General features: G+C 48.2%; 12 protein-coding genes. 7 read left to right on the plus strand and 5 right to left on the minus strand.

Annotated features, from left to right (window positions below; all coding sequences use genetic code 11):
• Positions 1-14: 14 nt before the first annotated feature.
• Both BMW71_RS04185 and BMW71_RS04190 read right to left on the minus strand, forming a co-directional pair.
• Positions 15-1,040 (minus strand): FecR family protein, encoded by a 1,026-nt coding sequence (locus tag BMW71_RS04185; RefSeq protein WP_092169804.1) that lies wholly within the window; start codon positions 1,038-1,040, stop codon positions 15-17.
• 129 nt (positions 1,041-1,169) lie between these two features.
• Entirely contained in the window at positions 1,170-1,763 is a 594-nt protein-coding gene (locus BMW71_RS04190) for an RNA polymerase sigma factor (protein ID WP_092169806.1), read from the minus strand.
• 413 nt (positions 1,764-2,176) lie between these two features.
• Between BMW71_RS04190 and BMW71_RS04195 the strand changes: the two genes are divergently transcribed.
• The 5 genes from BMW71_RS04195 to BMW71_RS04215 are packed head-to-tail and all read left to right on the plus strand — an operon-like array spanning position 2,177 to position 6,227.
• Complete coding sequence (locus tag BMW71_RS04195) at positions 2,177-2,416, plus strand: MoaD/ThiS family protein (protein WP_092169809.1); 240 nt, start codon at positions 2,177-2,179, stop codon at positions 2,414-2,416.
• A 1-nt stretch (position 2,417) separates the two neighbouring features.
• Complete coding sequence (locus tag BMW71_RS04200) at positions 2,418-2,831, plus strand: molybdenum cofactor biosynthesis protein MoaE (protein WP_092169812.1); 414 nt, start codon at positions 2,418-2,420, stop codon at positions 2,829-2,831.
• Between the two features lie 25 nt (positions 2,832-2,856).
• Positions 2,857-3,846 (plus strand): GTP 3',8-cyclase MoaA, encoded by a 990-nt coding sequence (moaA, locus tag BMW71_RS04205; RefSeq protein ID WP_092169814.1) that lies wholly within the window; start codon positions 2,857-2,859, stop codon positions 3,844-3,846.
• Positions 3,847-3,878: 32 nt separating this feature from the next.
• Positions 3,879-5,075 carry a molybdopterin molybdotransferase MoeA gene (locus BMW71_RS04210; protein ID WP_092169817.1) on the plus strand — a complete coding sequence of 399 codons (1,197 nt, stop codon included), beginning with the start codon at positions 3,879-3,881 and terminating at the stop codon, positions 5,073-5,075.
• A gap of 6 nt (positions 5,076-5,081) precedes the next feature.
• On the plus strand, positions 5,082-6,227 hold the full coding sequence (locus tag BMW71_RS04215) for an XdhC family protein (protein WP_092169820.1): 1,146 nt from the start codon (positions 5,082-5,084) through the stop codon (positions 6,225-6,227).
• A gap of 137 nt (positions 6,228-6,364) precedes the next feature.
• Here the strand turns inward: BMW71_RS04215 and BMW71_RS04220 are convergent, their stop codons facing one another.
• The 3 genes from BMW71_RS04220 to BMW71_RS04230 all read right to left on the minus strand — a co-directional run bounded on the left by BMW71_RS04220 (position 6,365) and on the right by BMW71_RS04230 (position 14,804).
• On the minus strand, positions 6,365-9,736 hold the full coding sequence (locus tag BMW71_RS04220) for a HEAT repeat domain-containing protein (RefSeq protein ID WP_244891072.1): 3,372 nt from the start codon (positions 9,734-9,736) through the stop codon (positions 6,365-6,367).
• Positions 9,737-9,862: 126 nt separating this feature from the next.
• Positions 9,863-13,291, minus strand: a complete 3,429-nt coding sequence (locus BMW71_RS04225) for a HEAT repeat domain-containing protein (protein WP_177179566.1) — start codon at positions 13,289-13,291, stop codon at positions 9,863-9,865.
• Positions 13,292-13,424: 133 nt separating this feature from the next.
• On the minus strand, positions 13,425-14,804 hold the full coding sequence (locus BMW71_RS04230) for an AGE family epimerase/isomerase (protein ID WP_092169825.1): 1,380 nt from the start codon (positions 14,802-14,804) through the stop codon (positions 13,425-13,427).
• Between the two features lie 538 nt (positions 14,805-15,342).
• On the opposite strand from BMW71_RS04230, the gene BMW71_RS04235 reads away from it, so the two are divergent.
• Both BMW71_RS04235 and BMW71_RS04240 read left to right on the plus strand, forming a co-directional pair.
• Positions 15,343-16,455, plus strand: coding sequence for a Re/Si-specific NAD(P)(+) transhydrogenase subunit alpha (locus BMW71_RS04235; protein ID WP_092169828.1), 1,113 nt, complete (start codon positions 15,343-15,345; stop codon positions 16,453-16,455).
• A gap of 1 nt (position 16,456) precedes the next feature.
• Positions 16,457-16,774, plus strand: a complete 318-nt coding sequence (locus BMW71_RS04240; protein ID WP_092169831.1) for an NAD(P) transhydrogenase subunit alpha part 2 — start codon at positions 16,457-16,459, stop codon at positions 16,772-16,774.
• Positions 16,775-16,776 lie beyond the last annotated feature (2 nt).

A 16,776-nucleotide genomic window follows, 5' to 3' on the forward strand; every position in this document is an offset into this window, starting at 1 on the left:
GATTTTTTGAAAACTTAACTTGATATGGGATAAATGACCACATTTTTACCATCAATATCGAAGGAAAAACGCACGGAGTGCGCCAAAACGGCAAGCACATCCGACAAATACGCCTGCTTTTCGAACGTTCCGGAGCACTTCACGTCTGGCACGGGTCCATTCACGGCGATTTCAACGCCGTACCAATTCTCCAGCTTATTCTTGACCAACACAAAGGGTTCTTTTTCAAAATGTAAAACGCCCTCGGTCCATAAGGGAATTTTCGCCGGATCTACTGTAAATTTTTTCATGGGTTGCTCTCCTCTGGAAACGAGACTGGCTTCACCCGGACGAAGAAGCATATCCTTACCGGTATAGTCATTTCGTATACTGATCTTACCGGTAGCCAAAGCAATTTCAGTGGATTCCAGGTAATCGGTGTTGATATTAAAAGAAGTACCTAAAACGGTGGTTGTTACGTGAGCAGTCTTTACGAGAAAAGGCTGCTGCTTGTACTTTTTTACGTCAAAAAATGCTTCACCTCGCAACAGAACCTGACGGTTCTCCGTGAAATTACGCGGGTAGCTGAGTTCACTGCCGGCATTTAAAAAGACCAGAGAGCTATCTGGTAATAGAATTTTCGATTTCCTTCCCTTTGGATTGGATTTAACTACCCAAGCGGCCTGCTCTTTCTTGTCGGAACTGTTTTGTGTGTCTGCCGCTTCATTCATGAATCCAATTTCACGCAGCATCAGCAAAAAGAAAACCAGAGAGGCCGCATACCTAAGCCAGGTAGCAATGCGCCGGGGAGTTCTGCTTTGCTTCCGTTGCGATTCAGCCGATCGATCCAGCCGCTTACCCGGCTCCGGAGGTTCTGGTTTGCCCGGCAACCCCATGCCTTTCTGCCCTGCATTGGCCTCCGTCCCCCACACTATTTTCAACAATTGCTGAAAATCCCGATTCCCATCGGGACTATCCAGGTACGTAATAAATTCCCGCGCCTGGCTTTTTGAAAGTTTGCCTTCGTGAAAATCTTTCCAATTTTGATTAAAGCTTTTCATCTTCGCCTGCTAGGTTATACGGTATATATCCCTCAGACAGGATATTTACTTATGCGAAGCGAAATATTTCCATATTTTTTAAGGAAATATGCTTTTTTACTAAAATAAAAAAATAAAAAGGAGATTGAATTAGAAAAATAGCAAAAAGACGAAGAGATCGGAAGGAATCAAATCACTGGACGAAAACTCCTGTTTTAGCCTTTTGGTCGCTTTGTAGAGTTGATTCTCGACGGTTCGTTTGGAAAGCTGCAACCGTCCGGCAATTTCATCGGCTGTCAAGTGCTCGGTAAATTTCAATTTAAACACTTCCTGTTGTCCCTTAGGCAAGGCCGCGATGGCTTTTTCCGAAAAATGCTTTAACTCTTCGTACTCCAATTCCAGTTCTACACTCCCCGTTTCGCGCTCTCCATAATTCAGCTGGTATTTCTGGTATGCGATTTCAAGTGCTTGTTTGCGTGAACGTTTAAAAATGGAAGAGCGCATCATCGTAAAAAGATAGGCATTAAAGGACAGGGTACAGTCCAAGCCTTGCCTTTTTTCCCAAACCTTCAAAAACACTTCTTGAACGACCTCCTCTGCATCTTCATGGGTCAGGTACATTTTTTTACAGGTACAAAGGATCTTGGTAGCAAATAGCTCGTAAAGCTGATGAAAGGCATCACGGTCCCCCTCCTTTAAGCAGCTTACCAGTTCAGGAACCGAATTGATATTTTCAGTTGACATCGGTTATATAATGACATTACCAGGTACAAGTAATGTATTTTTCCCAAAAATCACAATTTTTTACTTCATTTAAATTTTTTTATAAAATTATCGTTTGATTTTCGAATTATTTATTTTAGTTAGCGTTAGAGTTTATTAAATTTGGCGTTAACCCAAAATGTTACATTATTTTTTCGTATTTTCTCCTAATAAAAAACCTTAATTTAAGCTTAATTAAAATAATTACGATTTATTTTTCTTTATCCGATTTGGGAGATTCGGTAGAAGGGGTGAGGAATTGTACCGCACAGGTCACCGCATAGTAGAAATTTAGCGTGCCGGTATTTCCATACAGAATAACCGGCCTATTTTCGCGGTTAATCAAATTCGATTGTGTAAATTTAACCATCCTAATAAAACCAAATAAACCAGCTATGGAAATTCTTCTATTCGGAATTTCAAAGGAGATTATCGGAGAGCAAATCTTGCAGGTACCCCAAGAAGCACGCATCACATCGGTAAAAAGTCTGAAGCAATGGATTTTGGCATCTTATCCGGAGATGGGAAATCTCTCAAGTTTTGCCATTGCGGTAGATCAGGAGTACGCAACTGACGAACGGCTTCTAGCGGACAACCAAGAGATCGCCCTGTTACCACCCGTAAGTGGAGGTTGAAATGAAGCAAATAAAACTGGTCAGTCAGATCAATCTAACTGAAGTGTATTCCTGGCTTCAGCACCCGGAAGCGGGGGGTATCGACCTATTCATCGGAAGTGTCCGAAACCATGCCCATGGAAAAACGGTCGTTCAACTCAAGTTTGAAGGATACGATCCCATGGCCATTCGCCAAATGGAGGAAATCGCCGCAGAGGCGATGGAACGGTGGCCAATAAAGAAATTGCTGATGGTGCATGTGCTTGGAAATAAGAAAGTAGGTGATCCCGTGGTCGCTATTGGTACCGCTACCGCCCATAGAAACGATTCCTTTGAAGCCAGCCGATACCTGATTGACGAATTGAAAAATAGGGTTCCTATTTGGAAAAAAGAGTATTTTACGGATAATACGGTTTGGGTAAATGCCCATCCTTAATGAATATTAAGAATACGCCAATTGTATGAGAGGAACGCTGACAGATAGTTACGGAAGAACACTGGATTACCTTCGGTTGTCGGTCACGGATCGTTGCAACTTCAGGTGTTACTACTGCATGCCAGAGGAAGGCATCGACTTTGTTCAACGAAAAGATCTGCTCAGTTACGAGGAATTGGATTACTTGTGCACGCTTTTTCTATCGTTGGGGGTCAAAAAAATTCGTATCACGGGAGGCGAGCCATTTGTCCGAAAGGGCATCATGGACTTTTTGACTCAACTTTCCCGGCATCCGGAACTAAAAGAAATCACCCTCACCAGCAATGGGTCGATCTCCAATTCCCAAATTAAACAGTTGGCAACGTTGGGCATTCGGAAAATCAACATTTCGCTGGATTCCCTGGATCGACAGCGGTTTTACCAAATCACACGCAGGGATCGCTTCGAAGAGGTATTTGCCTGTATTCTGAAGTTAGTAGAAGAAGGGTTTCTTGTCAAATTGAATTGTGTGGTCGACGGGAATAAGAATACGGAAGACATCCTACCCTTTGTGAAATTGACCGAAACCCAACCCATATCCGTCCGCTTTTTGGAAGAAATGCCCTTTAACGGTACCGGTTCGTTTGTGCCACCCACCTGGAACCATATTGCCTTGTTTGACTACATAAAGGGACATTTCCCTGACCTGGTGAAGGTCCCCGATGAAAAAAACAGCACTTCGGTCAACTACCGGGTTCCGGGTTACGCAGGTAGCTTCGGGATTATTCCCGCGTTTAGTCGAACCTTTTGCGGCACTTGCAACAGAATTCGACTTTCTGCCACCGGCGAATTGCGAACCTGCCTGTATGGACCACCGGTCGCCAATCTTCGCGACGTCCTTCGAAGCGGGATGACTGAGGCCCTTCTTGTCGAAGAAATCGTACAGGCAGTAGCCAGAAAAGCGAAAGATGGGTTTGAAGCAGAAGCCCAAAGCAAAAAAATTCCGAAAAAGTCCATGTCCTTTTTGGGGGGATAATCCCCCGAATTACACCGACAACCTCCTTCCGCATGATATCCGTACACGAAGCCAAGGAAATACTTTCAACCAACCCCTTATCCCTACCGGACACGTCGCTACCGTTTCAAAAAAGCCTGCACCACACCCTCGCTACCGATGTATTTGCGGACAGGGATGCGCCGCCGTTTCACCGGGTAACCATGGACGGCATTGCCATTCAGGCTGCATCGCTGAAGGCCAACAAACGATACCCTATAGAAGGCATTCAGGCAGCCGGTCAGCCCCAACGTAGCCTATCCAATTCCAACCATTGTCTGGAAGTAATGACCGGGGCAATGCTACCAAAAAATACCGACTGTGTGATTCCCTACGAGAAAATTCGCCTGCTGGATGGAATGGCCGAAGTAGACAGCGCACAGTATTCGCCGTATCAAAACGTACATCTTCAAGGAACCGACGCGAAGAAGGGAGACCGAATTTTGGAAAAAGGAAATTGGATCCACGCGGGAAAATTAAGCGTACTCGCCAGCCTTGGCCATGCACAGGTAAGCGTTCGTCAACTTCCCAGGGTACTCGTGTGTGCCACTGGAGACGAACTGGTGCCGGTGGAGCAACCACCTCTCCCCCATCAGATTCGAAGCTCCAATGTGTACATGCTCGAGTCGGCCCTAAAAGACCTCGGGATCAACGCCAAAACGGCCCATTTGGCAGATGAACGGCAGGAACTTAAAGAAGGAATTGAAAAAGCGCTGAAGGAATACCAGGTGCTGCTGTTTTCCGGAGCGGTATCCAAGGGAAAATTCGACTTTCTTCCGGAAGTGTTCCGTGAACTGGGGGTGGATACGCTTATTCATGGAGTCAACCAAAAACCCGGAAAACCGTTTTTGTTTGGCCGAAAAGGTGATTGTTTTGTTTTCGGATTTCCGGGAAACCCAGCCTCTACCCTGGTTTGTTTTCACACCTATTTCAAAACCTGGTTGTCCAATTCCCTGCAACGGGACACCGAAACCCCTTCCGCTATTCTGGCGGACGAGGTCGTTTTTAACCGACCGGTAACCTACCACCTATTGGTGAAAACGACCATACGGGAAGGTAAAATCTGGGCAGTGCCGATCAAAAATTCGGGTTCCGGGGACTGGGTGCACCTATCGGAAGCCGATGCATTTCTTAGCCTACCTGCGGATGCAACCGTTTTTAAGAAAAACGAAGTCTTTCCAATAACCTATTTTCACAAGGATAACTTCTAGCAACCAATGAAAGAAATAAAATCCATTGTAAAAGCCTACGAAATGGCTGTTCAAAACGGAGAGGCTTCTGCATTGGCTACGGTAGTAAAAGTGGATGGATCTTCTTATCGGAGGCCGGGTGCTCGAATGCTGGTCACTGAAAACGGTCAGCTGACAGGCGCTATTTCCGGCGGATGTCTGGAAGGAGATGCGCTAAAAAAGGCCCAAATGGTCATTTTTAGTGAGAAATCCATGCTCGTTACCTACGATACTACTGATGAAGACGACGCAAAGTTTGGCGTTGGCCTGGGCTGCAATGGTATCATTCATATTCTTATCGAACCCATCCTCCCGAATACGGAAAACAATCCCATTGCCTTATTGAAACAAACCCTTGAAAACAGGGAGGATAAGGTGATTGTCACGTTCTTTGATACCCAAAAAAAACGAGCCCCACAGACTGGTACCTGCATGCTGTTTCCCGGAAACGGATTCCTAACCAATGCCAACCTGGATTCTTTACAGCAACCCTCCATCGAATTTGTTCGAAAAAAGGCAGAAAAAGTCCTGGATCAGCGGCAGTCCCTGATCGTTCCTGTGGAAGCGACCGATACCCTGCAAGCCTTTGTGGAATTCATTGCGGCTCCGGTACAGTTGCTTGTCATCGGCGCTGGAAACGACGTGATACCCTTGACGCAACTGGCCTCGGTCATGGGATGGGAATTGATTCTCGTGGATGGACGGTCCGATTACGCCACAAAATCCCGATTTCCCATGGCCGCTCAATTACTGGTTGGGAAAGCCGCAGAAATACTTCCCGAATTGCGCCCGGACAGACGAACAGCCGTATTGTTGATGACGCATAATTTCACGTATGACCTTGCCATCATGAGTGGCCTGCACCCCTATCAATTCCCGTATTTAGGCGTGTTGGGACCAAAGAAAAAACTGGAAAAATTGATTGAGAACCTGGAAAAGGAAGGGATCCACCTTTCATCCGGGGATCTACAACGAATCTACGGACCCATGGGGCTGAACATCGGTGCGGAAAGCCCCGAGGAGATTGCCCTATCCGTCATTTCTGAGGTCAGCGCCGTATTGTCCAGCCAGGAACCGATGCACCTAAGAAGCAAACCAGGCCCCATACACGCCGACGAAAATTTCCATGGATAAACAAACCCTAACCACTGGAAATATTTTTTCGTACTGTTTCATTCTTACGAACTGACTCCATTAAACTAAAACGTAGTGGCTATTTTTCAATAGGTTGCAACCCTTCAGGAAATGTACCTTCCAAAAAAAGTTAGCGATCAATTAAATGGTTCTTCAAGGGTGGCCAGGAAACTTACCAAGTCCCTGATTTCCCTTCGGGTGAGGTATTCCTTCATATCGGGCATGCTGGACGGGGCATCCCGACGCGTCACAATATGTGATTTCTGAATCAGCGTATCGGGTTGGTTCCCCATTTTTAGTGTAATGCTGTTGGCATCCTCGTCCACTTTTATCCCGGCAAGGGTCTTTTCGGAATCCAACGTCAAGGTAACCACCCCAAAGCCTGGTGCCAATCGTTTGCTGGGATCGATCAAGGCTTCCAGTAACTGTTGTCTGTTAAGGGTCTTCCCTATTCCATTAAGCTTTGGCCCCGCATTTCCGCCAAAATCGTCGTATGCATGGCATTTGATACACTGCCCGGTCGCATGCTGGAAAAAGATTCTCCTCCCCTTTGCCACATCGCCACCATACATACTTCCCCCATAACTGGCGAGCAGATCGTCTTCCGACATTTCCGCCTTAATTTCTTCATAGCGGCTTAGCAGATCTCCCGTTTCCATCGCTTCCATGGCCTCAAAAAATTCCAATTCGATAGCCGGAGGCAACTGCCCACTTTCCAGCTGATCCAGTAACTGTTCCATGACGGGAAGAGAGGCTTTTTCGTCCAGCTTTGCCAGGGCTGTGACCGCCGCCTGTTGCTCTTCAACGGTTCTTTTTTGAATCACTTCCTCCAATAGGGATGCTTTCGTACCATCGTTGATGTCCTGCTGTTCCAGTAGCGCCAATCCTGCCACACGTACCAATTTTTCTTTATCGGCCAGGGCAATTTCTATCGCCTCACCAACGGGAGCATTCGGGATTGTTGCCAGGGCCCGAAGACAGGCTTCTCGCACTTCGGCAGCCGGGTCGCTCGCTAACAGACGCAACAAATTCCCGGAAGATTCGCCGATTCCCACCAAACCCAGCGCCTGAACAGCTGCTTTACGGATTTCCGGACTACTGCTCGCGGTCAACCGCTGTAAGGTTTCGGAGCTAGTCGCCTGAAGTTGGTTCCTATCCCGCTCGATTTCTCCCCGGTACCAGCCGTCTACCCGATCAAGTACGGAGGGAGATGCCCAGCTGCTAAGGGTGGCAATGGCTTCCATCCGCATGGCTTCGGGTGCGTCGGAGCGAATACTGTAGTTCAAAAGATTGGACAGGGCCTGTTCCGAACCCCACCTGAGATTGGCGTTGATGGCTCTTCGGATCAAGGGCTCTGAATTAAATTTACCACTCACTAGAAGATTGCCAAGTGCCGGTAAAGCTGCCGGAATGGAAAAATCGTCGTTTATTGCCCGAGCTGCTTCGGCAACAATGTATTCGCTCTCATCCGCCAAAAACTGCTGGACACCTTCGTGTCTGAGTCTCCTAAGCGCCAGGACGGCTCCCAATCGCACGGAAGCTGATGAATGCTCCGCCAAGCCAATCAAAAACTCGGGCTCGGCAACACGGGATAAAGCAAGACTGGCAGCGTGGCGGATATATAGGTCTTCGTCCTGATTTTGTACCAAAAGGTCTACCAGTGCTTCCGCGCCCTCGCGGTGTCCGATCCTACCGATTGCTTCGGCAGCGAAAAACTGAACCCGGGCATGGGGATCATTGAGTAAGGGAACCAAAGCCGTTGCTGCTTCGGTATACCGTAGATCACCCAGCCATTTGGCGGCCTGGGCGCGAATCTCATCGTCGCCTGCGGACAGAAGCGGCAGCAATGCGGCTGCCTTTTCGGTATCCTTCCGTGCCAGCTGGGCAATCCCCCAGATCGAGTGAATGCGCGCGAATTGATTTCCGTTCTCGCTCAATAGGGCCTGAAAGATTTCAAATCCTTCCTCACCGCGTTTTGCCAGTTCAAACTGGGCCTTTTGGCGTACGCGCTGATCTTCGTAGGAGAGAAGATTACCCAATTCTTCCAGGGAGCGCTCTCCAAAATCCGCCGCTAAATGGGCAGCAGTCGATCGAAAATAATCGGCAGGAGCTGTAGTATCGGTCAATTTCCAAATTCTTCCGTATCCTTTATTGACCCAACCATCAATCCAGTCAGAAAAATACAGGGAGCCGTCGGGACCGAAATCCATTCCCGTAGCAAGGATACCTCCCACGAGCTGTTCGGTCTCTCCCATTTCAAATCCAGCCCCTTTGGGTATCAGATCAAATGCATGAATGCCGGAGCGTGCGGGATTTCCAGCAAATTCGGCAACAAAAAATTTATTCTTCCATTCCGGGCCCAGGGCTGTTCCGGGATTATAAACCATTCCGGTAGGCCCATTGATGTAATTGGCAATTGTGGGTATAAAATAGGCCGCCTGCCCTTCGGTTCTGGGCAAGTGCATGTTTTCGTCCATCCAGACTTTGTAGGAATTGTTCTTGGGATCACGGTATTTACCAAATTGCCAATTGATCCGCCAGCCGGTATCCGACCCCTCTACCAGGTAGACAATCCGCTCCCTTTCCCCACGGTGATCGCCGTCATTATCCACGCTAATCAGGTTGCCGTATTCGTCAAAGTCAAATTCATGGGTATTTCGGACCCCATAGGCAAAAATCTCGAAGTCACTGCCATCGGGATTGGCCCGAGCGATCACTCCACAATTGGGATACACATGTTCATTGCCCTCCTTATCTACGCCGTTAAAACCAATATCTCCAATACCCCAATAAATCTTGCCTTCCGGCCCCACCTTCAATCCGGACATGTTGTGTCCTCCAAAGCCGATATGCACGCCAAAGCCATGTACCAGGGACTCCTTCTCGTCCAAGATCCCATCTCCGTTGCTGTCACGCAATTTCCAAAGATCTGGTGCCACGCCAACAAACAATTCACCCTCGTGGTACAAAACCGCACCAGCCACATCCGAAATTTCCTCATGAAAATCACTAACAATCAGTTGAGACCGATCCGCACGTCCATCTCCATCCGTATCTTCTACTCGAAAGACATTTTCCTTCTCTACCGTCAAATCCTTCCAATCATGAGATCCGTCTCCATTTATATCAGGTAGCCATTCGTTAGTTGCACTGTTTTCGGGCGCCAGTTCCTTCCGGATAAAGGCCCTTCTATCGTCTACATGCCGCATTTTCTGAGATGCTATTTCCCAATCTTGGTGACTTCGTATATCAAATTCAGAGATCTTCCGCCGGTTGGTCTTCGAGTAAAAAACTGTTCCATCGTCGTCCATTTGCATGGAAATCGGGTCTGCTACCAGGGAATCTACCGCCCAAATATCCAAGGCCATGTTCGGATGAAATTCCGGCTTTACCAGGTTCAGAATTGCCGCTGCCTGCTGACTTACTTCTTCCTGGCTTAGCTCGCGGCTTTCGAATACTTCTTCCGGCTTTTGCGAACAGGTAACGAAGGCCGATAGGGATAACGCCAACAAAAAATATTTTCTAAAAAATCCGCTTACGCACATTAAATGAATACCTTTAATCATAAGATGTAAACCAATTATTTTCCTTCTTGTTATTTCGTTTGTGTATTAAATACGCGCGGGCATCACCAATTACCATTCCTCGGTCAAGGTAACCAAAAAACTGACCAAATCGCGCATCTCCCGCTTGCTCAGTAAGCCTTTCATGTCGGGCATCGAGGATTGGGCATTTGTCCGTTCCTTGATTTGCTTTTTTGCCACGGTCTTTTCCGGATCGTTTCCAATTTTTAGAAAAACCGAATCCTCGTTCTCTTCTACCAATATGCCCGTTACAGTTTCACCGTCCGCCAATTTCAGCGTTACCATTCCATAGCCGGGGGCTACGCGCTTGCCTGGATCAATAAGGGCTTCCAATAATTGCTCGCGATTCAGGACGGCTCCGATTCCATTCAGCCTCGGTCCCGCCGTTCCACCGTAGTCGTCGTAGGCATGGCAGCGGATGCATTGACCGGTTTGGTGCTGAAAGAAAATTCTCCTTCCGGAATTTTCATCCCCTCCATGGAGACTTCCTGCGTACGTGGCCAACAAATCATCGGTGGCCAAAGCGGTCTGCAGGGAAGCAAATCGTGTCTCAAGGAATTCATTATCAAGTAATTCGATTGACTCACCCAACTCCAAAACCAATCCCGGATGGAGTTTTCCCGCCTCCCATTGATCGAGAAGCGATTGGATAACAGGCGCAGCGTGGGATGCTTCCACTTTCGTCAACGCCAGGAGGGCAGCTTGCTTTTCTTCGATTTCCTGCTTTTCTATCACCTCTTTCAGCAAATCCGCCAACAGGTCTCCGGGAAAATCCATGGTATTCATCAGATCAAGACCAGCGATGCGTACATTTTTTTCCGGATCGCGTGTGGCGCGTTCCAACGCCCGATCCATTCCTTCCCACTGAATACCGGCCAGCGCACGAAGTGCGGCTTCCCGCACGGCTGCATTTGAGTCGCTTGTAAGTCGTAGAAAGAGTCGATCGGAAGTCTCGGCTAACCCAATCTTTCCGCAGGCTTGAACCGCCGATAAACGCAACTCAGCCTTGGGATGGTCAAGCAAGGGGCCCAGGATCGCGTCCGCCCGTGACCGAAGAGCAAATGGGTCTCGCACTACCACTCCCCGGTACCTACCGTCTACCCTATCCAATACCGAAGGTGCTGCCCAGGTGGATAGCGCTTCCATTGCCTCCTGGCGCATGGAGACCGGTGCGGTTTCGTTGGAAACATAGGCAAGCAAATTGGCTAATGCCGCGTCTGTACCTACCCTGAGGTTGGCATTGATGGCCCGGCGGAGTAGTGGCTCCGATTGAAGTCCACTTTTTCGGGTTAAGTCTCCCAGAGCAGGCAATGCCTCCCGTATGGAAAAGTCATCGTTGATGGCACGGGCGGCTTCTGCAACGATGTATTCCGAGGAGTCCTGTAAAAATACCTGAATCGAAGGGTCCTGCATTCTCCGCAAGGCAATCACGGCGGCTAAACGAACTGCAGCAGATGCATGGGTGTGCAAGGCAGCCACCTCAGCGGCCTTTCCAATTCTCGCCAAAGCCAGGCTTCCGGCGTGTCGCAGGTAAAGATCCGTGTCCTGATTTTCCTCCAACATAGCGACGATGGGTTGTAGGGCGGGTTCGTGCGCAATTCTACCCAGCGCTTCAGCCGAAAAGAACCGTGCCCGGGCATATGGATCCTTTAGCAGCGGAATCAATGCCTCGCCAGCCTTTTCATGCCGAATATCGCCCAACCAACGTGCAGCCTGTGCCCGGATTTCCGGGTCCTCGTCGGTGAGGTAGGTCATCAATAATGGACCGCCCATTACTGAATCACCCGCTCGCTCCATCTGGGCAATCCCCCAAATGGAATGAATACGGGCGAGTTGCACCGATGTCTGACGCAGCTGTTTTTCAAATACATCAAACCCCTGCTTCCCTCTTTTTACCAACTCAAATTGTGCTTTTTGCCGGATTCGTTGATCTGCATGTTCCAATAGGGTTCCCAACTCCGAAAGTTCCTTCGCTCCAAAGTCCGCTTTCATAAGGCTTTCGGTTTCCTTGCGGATGGGACTATTTTTACCGGAAACGTCATCCAGTTTCCAAACCCTACCATTATCTTTTGTTCCCCAACCATCGATCCAATCGGAAAAATACAAGGCTCCATCCGGTCCAAAATCCATACCGGTGGCCAAAATTCCCCCCATGATTTTTTTGGTTTCTTTCAGGGAAAACCCGGCTCCCCGGGGTTCCAGCGTAAAGGCATGTATGCCTGAGCGCGCGGGGTTTCCGACAAATTCAGCGACAAAAAATGTGTTTTTATAGTCTTCCCCCAGTGCGGTGCCTGGGTTGTACAACATCCCGGTTGGGCCATTGATGTAATTGGTGATGGGGGGAATAAAGTACGCCGCCTGCCCTTCGTGCCGGGGTAGGTACATACCTTCGTCCATCCATACCTTATAAGAATTGTTTTTGGGGTCCCGGTACTTACCAAATTGCCAGTTGATTCTCCAACCGGTATCGGAGCCGTCTACCAGGTACACCAGACGTTCGCTTTCGCCCCGGTGATCGCCGTCGTTATCCACGCTTATCAGATTACCATAGGCATCGAAAACGAATTCATGCGTGTTTCGTACGCCCATGGCGAAAATTTCAAAACCCGTCCCATCCGGATTGGATCGGGCGATGACACCCCGGTTTGGGTAATTGTAGGTGTTTCCCTCCTGATCGGTTCCCTGAAAGCCAATATCTCCAATTCCCCAGTAAACCCGGCCATCGGGCCCCATCTCTGCACCGGACATCCCGTGCCCCCCAAAGCCGATGTGTACGCCATAGCCATGGGAAATAGACATTTTTTCTTCAACCAAACCGGTACGATTGTCTTCTCGCATGCGCCACATGTCTGGACCGGCGCCTACGAAAAGATCATCCCCGTACTTCATGACCGCACCGGCCACATCGGTAACCTCTTCGTTTAACCCCTCAAATACAAGCTGGTATTGATCTGCCAGACCATCGCCATCGGTATCCGCCAGTCGGTAGATATGCTCTTTTTCAACGGTCATATCTCTCCAATCGCGCACGCCGTCTTGGTTCACATCAGCGAGAAATTGGTTTTTATCGCTGTTTTCTGCCGATAATTCTTCCCGAAGAAAGGCCCGCTTATCGTCGATGGATTGCAGGCCAATTGACCTGATTTCCCAATCCTGGTGGCCACGAATATCAAACTCGGAATTTTTTTGTCGGTTGGTGCGGCTGTAATAAAGGGCTCCATCATCATCAAAATCAATGGATATGGGATCAAAAACCAGGGAATCGGATGCCCATAGGCGAATTTCCAGGCCCTCTTCGAGTTCCGGCTGAACCTGATTTTCCAGCATCTTCGCCATTTCGGTTGCTGTCTCGCTATCAATGCGCTTGATCTTCAATGCTTCGGGAGAAGGATTGCAAGAAAATGCAACGACCAGTCCCAGTAGACTGAACAGGGGCAACCGCATTTTGATGCCGGTGCCTTTTGGAATAGTTGGATTCATTGTTCGTTTGTATGATTTGTCTTTCATCAACGCCATGAAAAAACAAATAGGATTACTTTTGGGCGGTTAATATAAGGAAAAGTTAGGCAGTGGAAAATCGAAATTTTATGAACGCCGAAATCCATGTCCTTTTTCAATGATCACCCGTATTAATGGTGAGGGCTAAGTGGGTCGGATCGCGAAGCTTCCGGTCACAATTAGTAAGGGAGCGAAAATTATGATAGGCCGTTTTCCAAACATGCCCTTTCCTTCCCCGCTTCATTTCCGGCTGCTTATCCAAGCCACCGGAGTACCACTCACCATGCTCGTGGTCGATCAGGTAGGATTGGATGTATTCCCATTGTTTTTTAAACTTGTCAAAATAGCGATTCGAATCGTCCGGATACAGGTCTGCCATGATCAGCAGGGTGTTTAATCCCTCGGCCTGTGCCCACCAATTTTTCGTATCTTTCACCGTTTCGGGCGCATCCTCACCGGGAAAATAATAGCCTCCATCATAAAAGCCACCCACACCATCATCCCAACCAAATTTGAGCGCATGGTCTACCATTTTTTTCCCAACTTCCCAGGTCTTGTAATCGTTTTTTAATCCCAACACATGAGAGGCCTCCATCATCAGGTAGGCTGTTTCTACATCATGGCCGTAGGAAACGTGGTCGACGGAATGGTGCTTTTCAATCGCTTCCCTACCTTGATCCTGGAAACTAACCGGCGTCCAATCTGGATGCAGAAACAACTGCAAATATCCCTGCTCCTGTACAATTTTGTCCCGAATCAGCACCAGAAGTGCCTCGGTACGCGTTTTCAGCAAGGGATCTTTCCACGCCTGATACAATTCGGTAAATGCTTCCAGCAAATGAATGGAGCTGTTTTGATCTTTGTAGCCTACCGTGGAAGTAGAGGGTGTGTCTGGCGTCCGCGGCAGCGGGTTCCCGTCCCGGGAAAGGGACTGGTAATACCCTCCATAGACCGGGTCGTAACTGTGCGCTTCCAGCCAGTGGAACGCCTTTTTGGCCAAATCCAAGGCTTCCTGATCGCCGGTTTCCCGGTAATAAGCGGCCAGGCCATAAATCCCAAAGGCATTGCCATAGGCCGTCTTTTCGCCATTACTGCCGACCGGCAAATCTCCAGCTCGGTTAAGCAGCGTAAAAAACCCACCATAGGTCGCATCCCAAAACGAATCCCGCAAAAACTCAAAACCAATTTTTGCACCCCGCTCGTAATGGTCCACTTGCGGGTACCGCTCCATGAGTTTGGATAGCGTCCAAAGGTGCCTGGCTTGAGACACAATCATTTTTTGTTGATTTTCGGAAAGCGAAAAATCGTACTCAAAGCTACTTAGGTAGCCGCCGTGTTGGCTGTCGTAGGCTTTGGGATACCATAGGTTGACCATTTCGTGTTCGATGGAGTAGGCGATTTCATCGGCAATTTCGATGCGCAACTCCTCCTGTGCGACGGTCCTGTGTGCAAACAGAACGAGTAGGTAAAACCAAAGGAATGTAAAACGGGTCATGAATTTCGGGTTTTATTCAGTTAATTGACAGGCTTCGGTCGGCGCCCAATCGGCAGGTTAAAAATACGGTACTTCCGCGTAACCTGCATTATTTTTTGCGTTTTTTCCAAAACCGATACAGCACAATGACAAATATGGGCAATAGCACAATTGGCCAATAATCGAGAAAAGGAAGGCTTTCTCCGGAATTTCCGTCCTGCGCCTGCATCAGTACTGGGAAACTAAAAAGGAGTAAAAGAGATAAATAAGCAGTTTGCATACGTTGGTACAATTTATTTGTTCGGTTGTCTTAACGAACATCCATCGGGATTGAACCAGAGGGCTGTCCGGGAATTCGCTATTTTTTTGATTATGTTTTGAAATTTAATTAAAAAAATGGTTTTAGCTTTTATTTTGCGAAACTTTTGAAAGGGATTACTGTAAAATCCCTAAAAAAGTGCTTTTTTTGCACTGCCAAATTACCTTGGCCACCTTAACCTACAAGCACTGGCAACCTCTGGAAACGGAATTGTTTTGAATCAATCAATTAACCACCAATATGATTTTAGGAATTTTAAAAGAACCTTCCCCGGAAACCAGGGTTTCCCTGCACCCGGAAGCAGTAAAGGTACTAACCGGATCGGGCAATCAGGTGTTGATCGAAACGGGGGCGGGAGATTCCTCCTTCCTATCGGATGCGGTATATCAGGAAGCGGGAGCAACCGTCAAATCTCGGGTAGAAGTACTGGAAACAGCAGAGATGATTTTCCAGATTACACCCCTTGATGCGGAAGATCAAAAAAAATTGTCTCGTGGCAAGTACCTGGTTGGCGTATACCAGCCCCTTGTAGCTAGAGAACTGATGAAATCCCTCGCCGAGACGGGTGTCACCTTGCTAAGCATGGATTCCATTCCGCGTATCACCCGGGCACAGAGCATGGACGTACTGTCTTCGATGAGCACCGTATCGGGTTACAAAGCCGTATTACTTGCAGCCGCCAATTTACCGCGCTTTTTCCCCATGTTGATGACTGCCGCCGGAACCATTGCCCCAGCCAAAGTGCTAATCATCGGGGCGGGAGTGGCGGGACTACAGGCAATCGCTACCGCCAAACGGTTGGGAGCCGTAGTGGAGGCCTTTGATACCCGACCTTCGGTCAAAGAGCAAGTAGAAAGCCTCGGAGGAAAATTCGTGGAAGTGCCAGGTGCGGTTGAGGATAAAGGAGCAGGAGGATATGCCGTAGAACAATCCGAGGAATACAAGCAGAAGCAATCGGAAATGCTCGAAAAATCAATCATCAAATCGGATGTAGTCATCACCACGGCCCTTATCCCTGGTAGAAAAGCACCCATTTTGATTACCAGAAGCATGTTGGAGAAAATGAAAGCGGGTGCCGTAGTGGTAGATTTAGCCGCGGCCAACGGAGGAAATTGCGAAGGAACAGAAAACAACAAAACGGTCACGTTATCGGGTGTTACCATTATTGGGAATTCAGCCCTGCCAGCAAGCATGCCGGAAGACGCGAGTAAAATGTACAGCAAAAACGTGCAAAACTTATTGAAGTTATTGCTCAACGAAGATAAAATCAACCTCAATTTCGAGGACGAGATTATCAAAGGAACCTGCATTACTCACGATGGTGCGATTATTTATGAACCTTTATTAAAGTAAAATGGAAGCAATCATCAACTACATATCTGTCAATCAACAGGAGTTCTACATTTTTATCCTGGCGGTGTTTGTGGGGATAGAAGTTATCTCTAAAGTCCCGACGGTGTTGCACACGCCACTGATGTCCGGGTCAAATGCCCTCTCCGGCGTGGTGATCGTGGGATCCATCATCGTCCTGGGAAAAACCGACCCGGCCAATTACCTGGCGCTGACGTTGGGATTTCTGGCCGTACTTCTCGCCACGTTGAATGTGGTAGGAGGTTTTGCCGTTACCAACCGCATGTTAGAAATGTTTAAAAAGAAACCCGGTAAAAAATAAAC

This window comes from Cyclobacterium xiamenense, from assembly GCF_900109255.1.
Classification (GTDB): domain Bacteria; phylum Bacteroidota; class Bacteroidia; order Cytophagales; family Cyclobacteriaceae; genus Cyclobacterium; species Cyclobacterium xiamenense.

Coding starts and splice junctions, on each gene's coding strand:
- BMW71_RS04185 (WP_092169804.1), bottom strand. CDS start 1,040: ATGAAAAGCTTTAATCAAAATTGGAAAGATTTTCACGAAGGCAAACTT.
- BMW71_RS04190 (WP_092169806.1), bottom strand. CDS start 1,763: ATGTCAACTGAAAATATCAATTCGGTTCCTGAACTGGTAAGCTGCTTA.
- BMW71_RS04195 (WP_092169809.1), top strand. CDS start 2,177: ATGGAAATTCTTCTATTCGGAATTTCAAAGGAGATTATCGGAGAGCAA.
- BMW71_RS04200 (WP_092169812.1), top strand. CDS start 2,418: ATGAAGCAAATAAAACTGGTCAGTCAGATCAATCTAACTGAAGTGTAT.
- moaA (WP_092169814.1), top strand. CDS start 2,857: ATGAGAGGAACGCTGACAGATAGTTACGGAAGAACACTGGATTACCTT.
- BMW71_RS04210 (WP_092169817.1), top strand. CDS start 3,879: ATGATATCCGTACACGAAGCCAAGGAAATACTTTCAACCAACCCCTTA.
- BMW71_RS04215 (WP_092169820.1), top strand. CDS start 5,082: ATGAAAGAAATAAAATCCATTGTAAAAGCCTACGAAATGGCTGTTCAA.
- BMW71_RS04225 (WP_177179566.1), bottom strand. CDS start 13,291: ATGAATCCAACTATTCCAAAAGGCACCGGCATCAAAATGCGGTTGCCC.
- BMW71_RS04230 (WP_092169825.1), bottom strand. CDS start 14,804: ATGACCCGTTTTACATTCCTTTGGTTTTACCTACTCGTTCTGTTTGCA.
- BMW71_RS04235 (WP_092169828.1), top strand. CDS start 15,343: ATGATTTTAGGAATTTTAAAAGAACCTTCCCCGGAAACCAGGGTTTCC.
- BMW71_RS04240 (WP_092169831.1), top strand. CDS start 16,457: ATGGAAGCAATCATCAACTACATATCTGTCAATCAACAGGAGTTCTAC.